Origin of the sequence: Actinophytocola algeriensis (assembly GCF_014203735.1) — a bacterium.
GTDB lineage: Bacteria > Actinomycetota > Actinomycetes > Mycobacteriales > Pseudonocardiaceae > Actinophytocola > Actinophytocola algeriensis.
Genome location: NZ_JACHJQ010000018.1, coordinates 14,472 through 28,078 on the forward strand (window position 1 = coordinate 14,472; position 13,607 = coordinate 28,078).

The 13,607-nt window shown below is 73.7% G+C and carries 8 protein-coding genes; all 8 read left to right on the forward strand.

The genetic code is table 11. The features are described from left to right. The first annotated feature begins 9 nt into the window (after window positions 1-9). Genes FHR82_RS44835 through FHR82_RS44870 form a run of 8 tightly spaced genes read left to right on the forward strand, consistent with a single transcriptional unit; the run spans window position 10 to window position 13,593 of the window. Entirely contained in the window at window positions 10-3,399 is a 3,390-nt protein-coding gene (locus FHR82_RS44835; RefSeq protein ID WP_184816816.1) for a non-ribosomal peptide synthetase, read from the forward strand. After that, window positions 3,396-6,299: a type I polyketide synthase gene (locus FHR82_RS44840; protein ID WP_184816817.1), complete on the forward strand. Its 2,904-nt coding sequence runs from the start codon at window positions 3,396-3,398 to the stop codon at window positions 6,297-6,299. Before FHR82_RS44835 ends, FHR82_RS44840 begins: the two co-directional genes overlap by 4 nt. After that, the gene (locus tag FHR82_RS44845) at window positions 6,296-8,080 is read left to right on the forward strand and encodes a non-ribosomal peptide synthetase (protein WP_184816818.1); all 1,785 of its coding nucleotides are present in this window, start codon (window positions 6,296-6,298) and stop codon (window positions 8,078-8,080) included. The genes FHR82_RS44840 and FHR82_RS44845 overlap by 4 nt, the downstream gene beginning before the upstream one ends. Window positions 8,081-8,106: 26 nt before the next feature. Further along, a complete protein-coding gene (locus FHR82_RS44850; RefSeq protein ID WP_184816819.1) occupies window positions 8,107-8,859 on the forward strand; it encodes a thioesterase II family protein in 753 nt (250 codons plus the stop codon). A gap of 20 nt (window positions 8,860-8,879) precedes the next feature. Beyond that, window positions 8,880-9,713 carry a GNAT family N-acetyltransferase gene (locus FHR82_RS44855; RefSeq protein ID WP_184816820.1) on the forward strand — a complete coding sequence of 278 codons (834 nt, stop codon included), beginning with the start codon at window positions 8,880-8,882 and terminating at the stop codon, window positions 9,711-9,713. A 37-nt stretch (window positions 9,714-9,750) separates the two neighbouring features. Continuing rightward, on the forward strand, window positions 9,751-11,028 hold the full coding sequence (locus tag FHR82_RS44860; protein WP_184816821.1) for an ATP-grasp domain-containing protein: 1,278 nt from the start codon (window positions 9,751-9,753) through the stop codon (window positions 11,026-11,028). Next, a complete protein-coding gene (locus FHR82_RS44865) occupies window positions 11,025-12,347 on the forward strand; it encodes an ATP-grasp domain-containing protein (protein ID WP_184816822.1) in 1,323 nt (440 codons plus the stop codon). The genes FHR82_RS44860 and FHR82_RS44865 overlap by 4 nt, the downstream gene beginning before the upstream one ends. A gap of 7 nt (window positions 12,348-12,354) precedes the next feature. Further along, complete coding sequence (locus FHR82_RS44870) at window positions 12,355-13,593, forward strand: MFS transporter (protein WP_184816823.1); 1,239 nt, start codon at window positions 12,355-12,357, stop codon at window positions 13,591-13,593. Window positions 13,594-13,607: the final 14 nt, after the last annotated feature.

Below are 13,607 nucleotides of genomic sequence, written 5' to 3' on the forward strand. Positions count from 1 at the left end.
GTCATCGAAATGGTGCACGGCAGACCCACGGCCGCGGCGAGCCCGGCACTGTCCGCGGCCCAGCACAGGCTCTGGCTCGCGGCGCGCGTCGAACCCGACAGCTTCGAGTTCACCGTGCCGTGGGCGGCGCGCGTGCACGGCGCGCTCGACACCGGCGCGCTGGCCGCGGCGTGGACCGCGGTCGTGCGCAGGCACGCGGAGCTGCGGCTGCGCGTGACCGAGCACGCCGGTGAGCCGGGCAGGGCGGAGTGGCCGGTCGAGCGGCTCGCGGCCCGGGTCCGGGTGATCGACCGCAAGGACGTCGACGAGGAGCTGCGGCTCGCGGCGTCGCGCGTGTTCGACCTGGCCGAGGAGCCCCTGGCCGAGCTGGAGATCCTCCGGATCGGGCCACTGGAGCACCTGGTGCTGCTGACCGCGCACCACATCGTCACCGATGGCCGGTCGGTGCACCTGATCACCACCGGCCTGTTCCGCGCCTACGAGGGCAGGACCGACCTCGGGTCGGCGCCGAGCTACGTCGACTACGCGGCCTGGGAGGCGACGTCGTCGCGACCGGCCGCGGACAAGCTCGAGGCCCGGATCGAGGAATTGCGGGTGCCGATCGCCGACCGCCCGCTGGGCCTCGGCGAGCCGCGCCCGGTCGAGGGCAAGCGCGGCGCCGTGGTCCGGGTGCCGCTCGACGCCGGCCTGTGGGCCGCGGTGCGCGGCGCCGCGAGCGACCTGCGGACCACCCCGCAGGTGATCGGCATGGCCGCGCTTGGCCTGACGCTGCGCCGCTACACCGACACGCGGGACATCGTGCTCGGCGGCACCATGGACACCAGGACCGCCGCCTACGCCGACACGGTGGGCATGTTCATCAACCCGACGCCCGTGCGGCTGCGCGTCGAGGACGACCAGACCGCCGCGGACTACCTGGGTTCGGCGCACCGCGCGCTGCTGCGGGCCTTTCTCTTCCGGCACCTGCCGTTCGAGGAACTGGTGCGCGGCCTGGGCAGCGCCCCGGCGAGCGGCCGTTCGCCGGTGTTCCAGGTCCTGTTCAACTACGTCGCCGGCCCGTCCCACCTCACGGCGGCGGGACTGGACATCACCGAGGTCGACTTCCCGGTCGAGGTGTCGAAGTACGACATGACCATGTGGCTGCGCGGGCTGGGTGACACCGCCGAACTCGCCGCGGTCTACCGGGCCGAGCAGTACACCGAGGCGCGGATCGAGCAGTTCACCACGCACCTGCGGGCGGTGCTCACGAGCCTGGTCACCGACCCCACCGGCCGGCTGGACGACATCGCCATGCTGGCCGCGGCCGAGGTCGAGCGGCTGGTCGCGCTGGGCGACGGCGGCGAGGTCGCCGACGCCGACGCGCTCGTGGCCGACCTGATCACCTCGGTCGCCGCCACGCACCCGGATCGGGCCGCGGTCGTCCACGCCGAGGAGATCGTCGACTACCGCGAGCTGGACGGCTGGTCCGCGGTCATCGCCCAGCGCCTGCGCGGGCAGGGCGTCGGCGCGGGGTCGACGGTCGGCGTCCTCACCGACCGCTCCCCCGCGATGGTGGCCGCCGCACTCGGCGTGCTGCGGGCGGGGGCGGCGTACGTGCCGCTGGACCCGGCGCACCCGGACGAGCGCCTCGCCGCCACCCTCGCCGACGCCGCCGCGAGCTGCGTCCTGGTCACCGAGGCCACCGCGTCGGTCGCCACCGGTCTGCCGACCGTGCGTGCCGACAAGGAGCGCGGCGCCCCGGCCGAGCCGCTCGACCTCCCCGCGCCCGACCGGTCCGACGCGGCGTACGTGATCTACACCTCGGGCACCACCGGTGAGCCGAAGGGCGTCGTCGTGGAACACGGCCAGCTCGCGGCGTCCACCGCGGCCCGGCGGGCGGTGTACCCGGGCGCGCCGGTGTTCCTGCACGTGTCACCGCTGGCGTTCGACTCGTCCATGGCGGGCCTGTGGGGCACCCTGACCGCCGGTGGCACCGTGGTGGTCGCCGATGGCGACGACGTGCGCGATCCCGAGCGCCTGCTCGCCCTCGTCCGCCGCCACCAGGTCACCGATCTGCTGTGCGTACCGACGCTGTACGCGCTGGTGCTGTCGCGGGCAGGCGACGGCACCGCGCTGCGGTCGCTGCGCCGCGCCATCGTGGCGGGCGAGGCGCTGCCGGAGGCCCTGCCGCGCGAGCACTTCGCCGTGGCGCCGAACGCGGCACTGGTCAACGAGTACGGCCCGACCGAGACGACCGTGTGGGCGAGCTACCGCCGCTACACCGAACCGGGCCCGATCGACATCGGCGGCCCGGTCCCCGGCACTCGACTGTCCGTTGTGGACAGTCGCGGCGCCCTCTCGCCGCACGGCGCGATCGGCGAACTGCGCATCGGCGGGGCCGGGGTGAGCCGGGGCTACCTCGGTCGCGACGCCGACACCGCGCGGGCCTTCGTCACCGACCGCCGCACAGGTGAGCGGGTCTACCGCACCGGCGACCGCGTGCGGTGGAGCGACGCGGGCACGCTGGAGTTCCTCGGCCGGGCCGACCAGCAGGTCAAGATCCGCGGCCACCGGGTCGAGCTGGGTGCGGTCGAGACCGCGCTCGGCGGCCTCGACGGGGTACGCGCCGCCGCCGTGCTCCCGGACGCCGCCGGTGCGCGGTTGGTCGGGTTCGTCGTCGCCGACCCGGCTTTCGACACCGCCGCCGCCCAGCGCCGCCTGGCCGAGCGGTTCCCCGACCCGATGGCGCCGCGCACCCTGCACGTGCTGGCCGAGTTCCCGTGCACCCCCAACGGCAAGGTCGACCGCGCGGCACTCGGCGACCTGATCGACGCGGCCCCGGCCCCGACCCCGACATCGGTCGCGGCTCCGGCAGCGGCCGCGGTCACCGACGACGCTTCCCAGGTGGCCGCGGCGTGGTCGAAGATCCTCGGCAAGACCGACCTCCCGGTCGACGCGAACTTCTTCGACGTCGGCGGACACTCGCTGCTCGTCCCGGCGCTCCAGGTCGCGATCCAGGCCGAGACCGGCACGAACGTCTCCATCGTGGACCTGTTCACCGCCACGACGATCGCCGCCCAGATCGAACTGGTTCGCGCCGCCGCGGTCCCGGCCGACGACACCGCCACCCAGGTCGCGGCCGCGTGGTCGAAGATCCTGGGCAAGACCGACCTCCCCGTCGACGCGAACTTCTTCGACGTCGGCGGGCACTCGCTGCTCGTTCCCGCGCTCCAGGTCGCACTGGAGAACGAGACTGGCACCTCGGTGTCCATTGTGGACCTCTTCACCGCCACCACCGTCACCGCGCAGACCGAGCTGGTGCGCGCGGCGGCCGCACCCGCGGCGGCGCCGGAGGAGACCGATGACCGGCGGGCCAGGATGGCCGCGCGGTCGCGGCGGTCGGCCGGGGCGGCGCGGTGAGCCGGGACGACGCGTTCGACGTCGCGGTCACCGGGCTGTCGGCCCGCTTCCCCGGGTACGCGGACCTGGCGGACTGGTGGGCCGCGATCCAGCGCGGCGAGGTGCTGACCACCCGCCGTCCGGCAGCGGAGCTGATCGCGGCCGGGGTACCGCGGGCGCACGTCACCGACCCCGACTACGTCCCCGTGTGCGGCTACCTCGAGGACGCCGACCGGTTCGACAACACCCTGTTCGGCCTCAGCCCGCGCGACGCCGAGCTGACCGACCCGCAGCACCGGCTGATGCTGGAGGCCGCGTGGGCCGCGCTGGAGGACGCGGGTCGCGATCCGTACGACGACTCGGTGCGCACCGGCGTCTACGCCAGTGCCACCAGCAGCGCCTACCACCGCCGCATCCTGGTGGGTGGCAGGCTGCCGCACGACCAGCACGACCGGCTGGAGGTCGGCACCGGCCAGGACTACATGGCCACGCGGATCGCGTACAAACTCGGTCTGCGCGGGCCTGCCCTGAGCGTGCAGACCGCGTGCTCGTCGTCCCTGGTGGCCGTGCACACGGCCGTGCAGGCACTGCTCAACGGTGAGTGCGACCAGGCGTTGGTCGTCGCGGCGTCGGTCGGCTTCCCGCAGGAGGGGCACCTGCGGGTGCGCGGCGGGATCATGTCGGCGGGCGGCGCGTGCAGGCCGTTCGACGCGGGCGCGGACGGCACTCTCGCGGGATCAGGCGTCGCGGCGGTCGTGCTGCGCAGGCTCGCCGACGCCCACGCCGACGGCGCGACACCGCACGGTGTCATCCTCGGCACCGCGGTCAACAACGACGGCGACGCGAAGGCGGGTTACAACGCGCCGTCCGCGCTGGGGCAGGAATCGGTGATCCGGGCGGCACTGCGGGCCGCCGACGTGCCCGCCGACTCCCTCGGCTACCTCGAAGCGCACGCGACCGGCACCTACGTGGGTGACCCGATCGAGTGGACGGCGATGTGCGCTGCGCTCGCCCGGGTGCCCAGCCGCCAGATCGCGCTCGGCGCGGTGAAGGCCAACATCGGCCACCTCGACGCCGCGTCCGGGTTGGCGTCGCTGGTCAAGACCCTGCACGTGGTCAAGGACGGTGTGGTGCCGCCGGTGGCGGGCTTCACCGAGCTCAACCCGCTGCTCAGCGCGGCGGGCGCCCCGCTGACGGTGCCGACCGAACTCGCCGGGTGGAGCGGCCCCACCCCGCGGCGCGCGGGTATCAGCTCCTTCGGCATCGGCGGCACCAACGCCCACGTCGTCATCGAGCAGCCGCCCTCGGTCGCCCCACCGGCCGCGGCCCCCGCCAGGGACACCATCGTCGTGCTCTCGGCCGCCGACCCGACCGTGGTGACGCGGGCCGCGACCCGGTTGGCCGACCGCGTGGCCTCCGCCGCCGACCTCACCGACGTCGCGCACACCCTCGTGCACGGTCGCGCGCCGCTCCAGCACCGGGTGGCCGTCGTCGGGCACACGCCCGAGGACGTCGCGCGCCGGCTGCGGACCGAGTCCGAGCACGTCGTCGGCACCCGGCCGGCGACCGGTCCCGCGCCGCTGGTGTTCCTCTTCCCGGGACAGGGCGCGCAGCGTCCCGGGATGGGTCTGCCGTGGCGGACGCACCTGCCCGGGTTCGCCGCCGCCTCGGCCGAGTGCCTGGCGGACCTCCCGGGCGACCTGGCCGACGACGTGCGGGCCCTGCTGTACGACCCGGACTTCCCGCGCGACCGCGCCGAGCACACGGACCTCGCCCAGCCCGCGCTGTTCGTGCTGGAGTACGCCGCCGCGCACGCGCTCAAGGGCCTCGGGCTGGTCCCCGCCGCCGTGGCGGGGCACAGCCTCGGCGAGATCACCTCGGCCTGCCTGGCGGGGGTGCTCACCCGCGCGGACGCGGTGCGGCTGGTGACCGAGCGCGGGCGGCTGATGCGGGCGTGCCCGGCCGGCACGATGCTCGCGGTCGGCTGCGCGGAGGACGAGGCGGTCAAGCTCCTCGGCGACGCCGCCGACACCGTGGACACCTCGGTGCTGGAGATCGCCGCGGTGAACACCGCCGACAGTTGCGTCGTGGCCGGCCCGGGTGCGGCCGTCGACGCGTTCGCCGCGTGGCTCGGCGACCGCGTGCGCCACCGCCACCTCGCCACCTCGCACGCCTTCCACACCGCGCTCATGGAGCCCGCGGTGGCCGGGCTGGAGGCGGTGCTGGCGAGGACCGCCACCGCCGCGCCGACCATCCCCTACGTGGCCAACGCGACCGGGACGCTCGTCGGCCCCGGGACCGCGGTGGACGCGCGCGCGTTCGCCGAGTCCGCCCGCCGGGCGGTGCGGTTCGCCGACGGCGTGGCCGCACTCGCGGACCGGTTCCCCGGCGCGGTCGCCGTCGAGGTCGGACCCGGTCGCGCGCTGAGCGGCATGGCGGAGGCCGAGGGCATCACCTCGGTCACCATGGCCGCCGGCCGCGGTGGCGAGGCGGAACCGCTCAACGGGCTCGCCGCGCTGTGGACCCTTGGCCAGCCGGTCGACCTCACCGCGATCAACGGCACCGGCCGGCGCACCCGGATCCCGGCCTACCCGTTCCACGGTCCACAGTGGATCGCGCCGGAGGCGGTCCCGCTGCCCGTCCAGGAGCCGGACGCCGCCGTCTCACCACCGGCACCGGACTCCCCCCGGGTGCTGGTCACCTCGGGCTGGGCCGACCTGCTGGGCTACCAGGACCTCGCCGACGACACCGACTTCTTCGCCGTGGGCGGCGACTCGCTGGTTCTGATCCGGCTGGTCCGCAGGCTCGGCAAGGACCTCGACCTGACCATCCCGATCCGCGAATTCGCGACCGCGCGCACCCTGGGCGACCAGATCGCCCTGGTGGAACGCCTGGCCGCGCAGGAGGACGACGAACGATGACCGACACACTCCCCCACTACGACCGCGTCGACACGATCGTCGGGCGGGTCGCCACGGCGAACCCCGACAAGGTGGCGGTGTCCGACGCGGGTGGCGACCTCACCTACGGCGAGTTGTGGGCCGGGGCAGGCGACCTCGCCGCGTCGCTGCGCGCCTGGGGCGTCGAGCCCGGTGACGCGGTCGCGCTGTACGCGCAGAGCAGCCGCGAGGCGATCACGGCGATGCTGGGCGTGCTGGTCGCGGGCGCGTTCTACGTGCCGATCGACCCCACGTTCCCCGACGAGCGGACCCGCTGGCAGGTGGCGGCCTCCGGCGCGAAGCTCCTGCTGTGCGCCGACGACCACCGCCCCGCGAGCGACATGGGCGTGCCCCTGCGCCGGGTCGCCGACGTGGAGCCCGGTGCCGACGCGGTCGCGCCGACCGGGTCGCCGGAGTCGGTGATCTACATGATGTTCACCTCCGGGTCCACCGGCACCCCCAAGCCGGTGGCGGTCCCGCACGGCGGCATCACCGCGTTGCTGCTGCGACCGAGTCCACTGCGGACCGAGGCCACCGACGGCATGCTGGCCGGCGCGACGCTCGCCTTCGACACGTCGGTCCTGGAGATCTGGTCCTCGCTGCTGGTCGGCGCGTCGATCGTCTGCGCACGCGGGTCGAGCACCACCCTCGGGGACCTGGCCGCGATCCTGGCCGAGCCGCGGATCACCGCGGCGCACCTGAGCCCGGCGCTGTTCGCGCTGCTGGTCGACAACTACCCGGACGTGTTCGGCGGCCTGCGGATGGTGGGCTGCGGCGGCGACGTCATGCCGACGACGCAGACCACCCGGGTCCGGACCGAGCACCCCGGCCTGCGCCTGATCAACAGCTACGGCCCCACCGAAGCCTGTGTGGCCAGCACCGTGTGCGAGGTGTCCACGTGGGACGAGACCGAGTCGGCGACCGTGCCGATCGGCGTTCCCCTGTCCGGGGCGCGTTGCTACGTGCTCGGCGAGGACCTGCGCCCGGTCGCCGACGGCGTGCCCGGTGAGCTGTTCGTCGGCGGCGACCGGCTCGCCATCGGCTACCACAACGACCCCGAACTGACCGCGAGCCGGTTCCTCGACGACCCGTTCTCCGAGGTCCCCGGCGCGCGCATGTACCGGACCGGTGACCGGGTCCGCACGCTGCCCAGCGGCGCGCTGGAGTTCCTCGGCCGCACCGACGCCGAGGTGAAGATCCGCGGCTACCGGGTCAACCTGACCGAGTCGCAGGTCGTGCTCGCCGCCGACCCCGAGGTCGCCGAGGCGGTCGTGGTCGCCGTGGGCGACCCCGGCGCCCGGTCGTTGATCGGGTTCGTCCGCCCGGGTACCGCCGGGCTCGACGCGGACGCGCTGCGCGAGCGGTCCTGGGAACGCGCGCCCCGCCACGTCGTGCCCGACAAGATCCTCGTGGTCGACACCTACCCGACCGGCCCCACCGGCAAGGTCGACAAGCGCGCCCTGGTGGCGCTGTGGGACGAGCGGCATCCCGTCGCCCCGGCGGCCGATCCCGCGACCGACAACGCCGCCGGGTACGCGGCGGTGCTCGCCGGGCTGTGGACGACCCTGGCAGGCCAGCCGCCCGCGCCCGGCAAGGACTTCTTCCACTGCGGCGGGAGCTCGCTCGGGCTGATCCAGCTGATCGAGGAGGTCAGCACCCGCTTCGGCGTCGAGCTCGACTTCGCGGCGGTCTACGGCATGCGCTCGTTCGACGAACTGCTCGACCTCGTCCGGCCCGCGTTCCCCGCGCACGCCAACGCATGAGCGCCCAACCCGTGAAAGGCGCACCCGTGACCTGGCTGCGCGGCATCGACCCCAGGCCCGGCGCCGAGACCGTCCTCGTGTGCTTCCCGCACGCGGCCGGGTCGGCCTCGTTCTTCCGCGACTGGGCCGGGGACCTGCCCGACGTCGACCTGCACTCGGTCCAGTACCCCGGCCGGGCCGACCGGATGGCCGACCCGCTGCCGACCGACCTGGTCGAGATGGCCAGGGGGGTGCGCGAGTCGCTGGAACCGTTGCTGGAGCGGCCGATCGCGCTGTTCGGCCACAGCATGGGCGCGATCGTGGCGTTCGAGGTCGCGCGCATGCTGGCGGCCGACGGCGCGCGGGTGCCGCACCTGTTCGTCTCGGGCGCGCGGGCCGCGCACGACCCGGACCACGCACCGGCCGGGGCCGCGCAGCGCGGTGACGAGAGCATCATGCGGTCGCTGGCCAAGCTCGGCGGCACGCACGCCGAACTGCTCGACGACCCGCTGCTGGCCGAGCTGGTGATGCCCTACGTGCGCGCGGACTTCGTCATGTTCGAGCGGTACCAGTACGTGCCCGGCGCGAGCCTGACCTGCCCGGTGACCGCGATCAACGGCGACGAGGACTCCCACTGCACCGAGGACCGGACCCGCCGGTGGAGCGAGCTGACCTCGGCCGGGTTCGCCCAGCACGTGTTCCCCGGTGAGCACTTCTACCTGATCCAGCATCCCCCGTTCGGGATCATCCGCGCCGCGCTCGGCACCGGCGTGCGCGGCCAGGCCGCCCCGTCCACCTGATCGGCGACCCCGGAGGAAACGTGAGGATCACCGCGCCGGTGCGCCGGCTCGATGTCGGCGACCTGACCGCGTGCCTGGACCTCGGCGCGGACCGCGGCTGGCCGCGCGAGGAGCACAAGTGGCGGTTGCTGTTCGCCGTGGGCCAGGTCAACGGCATCGACGACCCGGAAGGCGGGCTCGCCGCGGTGGTCGTCGGCGCGCCCTACGGCACGGCGGTCACGGCGATCAGCATGATGCTCGTCGCCCGCAAGCACGAGCGGACCGGTCTTGGCAAGCGGGTGCTGGCGCACACGCTGGCGCAGACGGGCACCGAGAGCGCGCTGCTCACCGCCACCCCGATGGGCAAGCCCCTGTACGAGTCGGTGGGGTTCCGCACGATCGGCCGGTGCTCGACCTACAGCGGCACGCCAACCGGGGTGCGGGCGGCCGGGATCTCCCGCCCGTACACCGACACCGACGCGGCCGCTGTGTCCATTGTGGACACCGAGGTGTTCGGCGCCGCTCGCAAGGAGTTGACGGCCGCGCTGCCCGGCTTCGCGAGCGCGCTGCGGGTGGTCGACGCCCCGGGCGGGATCACGGGGTTCGGCGCGGCATGGCCGAACATCGACCAGACGGTCCTCGGCCCGGTGACCGCCGAGGACGCCGAGGACGGACTGGGCCTGCTGTCCGACCTGGCCGCCACCGCTCCCGGCGAGGTGCGGCTGGACATCGACCACCGGCAGCCGCGGGTCCTGGCCTGGGCCGAGGCGCACGGCCTCCAGCACCGGTTCACCACGGCGATCATGGTTCTCGGACCGGACATCCCCGGTGACCCGGCGCGTTCGTTCACCCCGGTCATGCTCGCCCTGGGCTGACCCCGTTCCCGTCCCACCCAGCGAAAGCGATGACCTGATGACCGGTGCCACCCCCCAGCCCACCGCCGTGATCGTCGACGGCTACTCCACGGGCAACTTCCTTCCCGCGGCGTTCGCCCGGCTGGGCGTCCGCGTCGTGCACGTGCGCAGCACCGCCGAACTGATGGCCTCGATGCTGCCGCCGGCGATGGCCGACTACGACGCCGAGTACGTCTGCGCCGGCGACGACGCGTTCGAACGGGTCTGCGCCGAGTTGTCCGCACTGGGACCGGTCGCGGTGCTCGCGGGTCAGGAACCCGGCGTGCCGCTGGCCGACGCGATCAGCGAACGGCTCGGCCTGGCCACCAACGGATCCGCGCTGTCGCGGGCTCGCCGCGAGAAGTACGCGATGATCGAGACCCTGCGCGCGGCGGGCATCCACTGCGCGGAGCAGGTGCTCGTGACCAGCGCGGCCGACGCGGTGACCTGGGCGGAGGGCCGAGGCGACTACCCGGTGGTGGTCAAGCCGCTGAGCTCGGCGTCGTCGGACTGCGTCAGCGTGTGCCGCGACGCCGCCGAGGTGGCCGCGGGCGCGGCGGCGGTGCTCGCCGCGGTCGACATCTTCGACCGGCCCAACACCGAGGTCGTCGTCCAGTCGTTCCTGTCCGGCACGGAGTACATCGTGGACTCCGTCTCGGTCGACGGCGCGCGTTTCGTCTGCGGCGTGTGGGAGTACGACAAGACCACCACGCCCGAGGGCAAGCGGATCTACGACCGCGACATCCTGCTCGACCCGGACGAGCCCCCGGTCCCCGACCTCGTCGCCTACCTCGACACGGTGCTCGCCGCGCTCGGCATCGTCAACGGTCCCGCGCACGCCGAGGTGATCGTCACCCCGGACGGCCCGGCGCTGGTCGAGATCGGCGCGCGGCTCAACGGGAACATGAACCCCGGCTTCCACGACGTGTGCCTCGGTGCGAACCAGGCCGACCTGATCGCCCTGGCCTACGCGCGACCGGACGAGTTCACCGAGCGCTACGCCGGCCGCGTCTACACCCGCCGCGCGCCCGCCGTCGTGCACAGCACCACCACCACGTTCGACGGTGTGGTGGCCGAGGTCGACCAGGCCGTGGTCGCCGCCATCGCCGAGTTGCCGAGCGTGTACCTGGTCGGGGTGAAGCTGGCGCCCGGCAAGCGGATCCGGCCGACCGAGGACCTGCTGACCAGCCCGCTGCGGATCTTCATGACCGCACCGGACACCACCGACCTGGACGTCGACTACAAGACGATCCAGACCCTGAAGGACCAGGTCTACCGGCTCGAGGAGCAGCCATGAGCCGACGCGTCCCGGTCCTGTGCCTCAACGCCGACAAGTACGTCCTGGAGGTGTGCGAGCGGCACGACGTCGAACCGGTCGTCGTCATGGGCAACGGCATGTACGACTTCGGCCTGATGCACGTCCCGGACGGCGTCCGGGTGCTCCGGGCCGCTGACGTCGTCAACCCGGAGTCCGTCCTGGGCGCGCTGCACCGCGCGGGCCTCGGCGACCACGCCTTCGCCGCGGTGCTCACCAGCGACGAGCAGGCGGTGGTCAGCGCGGGCGTCCTCGGCGGCCACCTCGGCGCCAGGGCGATCGACCCGGGGACCGGCCTGCTGTTCCGGGACAAGTACCTCCAGAAGGTCCGGATCGCGGCGGCGGGCCTGCCCACCGCGCGCGCCACGGTCATCGACGACATCTACGACGTCTCGGCGGTCACCGAGCTGCCCTACGCCCGCGCGGTCCTCAAGCCCGTGGCCGGGCTGGCGACCCTCCAGACCTCGGTGATCACCAGCGTGGACGCGTTGCGGGCCAAGAGCACGCGGTTCCGCCGGGAGCGGATCGCGGAGCGCACCTTCGTGCTGGAGGAGTACGTCGACGGCGACGAATGGGTCGCCGACGGCATCGTCTTCGACGGCGAGGTCGTGTTCTTCGCGCTGGGGACCTACGCCACGCCGTGCCTGACCGCGGTGGACAACGGGTTGCCACTGCGGCTGCGGCGGTTCGACCCGGAGCGCGAGAGCTGGGCCTACGAGCGTGGCGAGCCGACCGTGCGTGCCGCCATCGCCGCGCTCGGCCTGCGCGACGGCGCGTTCCACCTGGAGATGTTCCACGACCCGGCCACGGGGGTGCTGACCTTCGGTGAGTGCGCCGCCCGCCGCGGCGGGGCGCTGATCCACGAGGAGATGCAGGCCAAGTTCAACGTGCACATGGGTGAGGCCACGTTGCTCAGCGGCCTCGGCCGCCGCCCCGCGATCGACGTCAAGATCCGCCCCGGCGCGGTCGGCGGCGCGTACCTGCTCGGCCGGCCGGGAACGTTCATCCACTGCCCCTCCCCGGCCGAGATGCTGGAGCTGCCCGGGGTCGAGTACGTGCGCATCGAGTTCGCGTTCGGCACCCAGCTCGGCGACGAGGTGGGCAGCACCAACGACCGGATCGGGCAGGTGCTCGTGGCCGCCGACTCCGAGGACGCCCTCGAACGCAGGCTCGCCGAGGTGATCGCGTGGTTCGACGAGCGGCTGATCATCGCGCCCTACGGCGTGCCGATGCGCGAGCAGCGGGCGTGGCAGCGGGCCACCTGGCCGAAGGACGACTTCCGGGACCCGCTGTGGCGTTAGGCGACCCGTGAACGTCCCCACGCCCGCACGTGACGGGCTGCGGCGACTCCTGCTCGCGCTGTTGTTCAGCGAGTTCGGCTTCCGGATCATGGTGCTGGCGATCCCGCTGATCGCGGTGACGGAGCTGCACGCGACGCCGTTGCAGATCAGTGTGATCGCCGCCTGCCAGACCGGGGCGTTCCTGCTCGTCGGGCTGCCCTCGGGCGCGATCGTGGACCGGTTGCGCCGCAGGCGGGTCATGGTCGTCAGCGATCTGGTTCGCGCCGCGGTCCTGGTCACGCTGCCGCTGATGTGGCTCTCCGGCGGGATGTCGGTGCCGTACCTGTGCGTCGCGTCGATCGCGCTCGGCGTCTGCACGGTGTTCTTCGACGTCGCCAACCAGACCTACCTGCCCAGGCTGGTCGGACCGGACCAACTGGTCGCGGCGAACTCCAGGCTCGTGGTGATCGACTCGGTGGCCGGCACGCTCGGCCCCGGTGCGGGCGGTCTGCTCATCGAGCGGCTGACCGCGCCGTTCGCCACGGTGCTCGGCGTCGCCGGGTGGCTGTGGTCGGCGCTGTGCGTCTCGCGCATCCGCGACGACGACCCCAAACCGGAACGGCGCGCCGACACCCACCTGCGCCGCGACATCGCCGACGGGGTGCGCGCGATCGTGACCGACCCGCTGCTGAGGCCGATCGCGCTGTGCTCCACCACGCTCACCTTCTTCTGGGCGGTCGCCGGGACCATGCTGATCGTGCTCATGGCGGGCACACTCGGCGCGACGGCGACGACGATCGGCGTGGTGTTCGCCGTCGGCAACGCGGGCGGGATAGCGGCGACGCTGGTGGTGCGCAGGCTGATCGACCGGGTCGGCGACGGCGTGGCGATCCGGTGGAGCATCGCGGTGTGCGGCCCGTGCACGCTGCTGGCACCGCTGGCCGGACCAGGGTGGCGGGTGTGGTTGATCGCGGCGGCGTCGTTCGCGCTCAGCGCCGGTCTGGTGGTCTACAACGTCGCCCAGGTCAGCTACCGGCAGCGAACCGTGCCCGCCGACCTGCTCGGCCGGGTCAACGCGACCATCCGGTTCTTCGCGTGGGGCGCCCGGCCGCTCGGCGCGCTGTGCGGCGGGCTCATCGCCGCCGTCCTCGGCATCCGCTGCGCGGTGTGGGTCGGTGCGGCCGGCACCTCCCTCTCCGCGCTCTGGCTCTACCTCTCTCCGCTCCGCACCCTGCGCCATCTCCCGGTGCCCGCAGGCACACCCTGACCCGAAAGGACCTC

Bases quoted from the DNA above. Each gene is read 5' to 3' on its own strand.
- FHR82_RS44835 (WP_184816816.1), top strand. From the start codon at position 10: ATGGTGCACGGCAGACCCACGGCCGCGGCGAGCCCGGCACTGTCCGCG.
- FHR82_RS44845 (WP_184816818.1), top strand. From the start codon at position 6,296: ATGACCGACACACTCCCCCACTACGACCGCGTCGACACGATCGTCGGG.
- FHR82_RS44860 (WP_184816821.1), top strand. From the start codon at position 9,751: ATGACCGGTGCCACCCCCCAGCCCACCGCCGTGATCGTCGACGGCTAC.
- FHR82_RS44865 (WP_184816822.1), top strand. From the start codon at position 11,025: ATGAGCCGACGCGTCCCGGTCCTGTGCCTCAACGCCGACAAGTACGTC.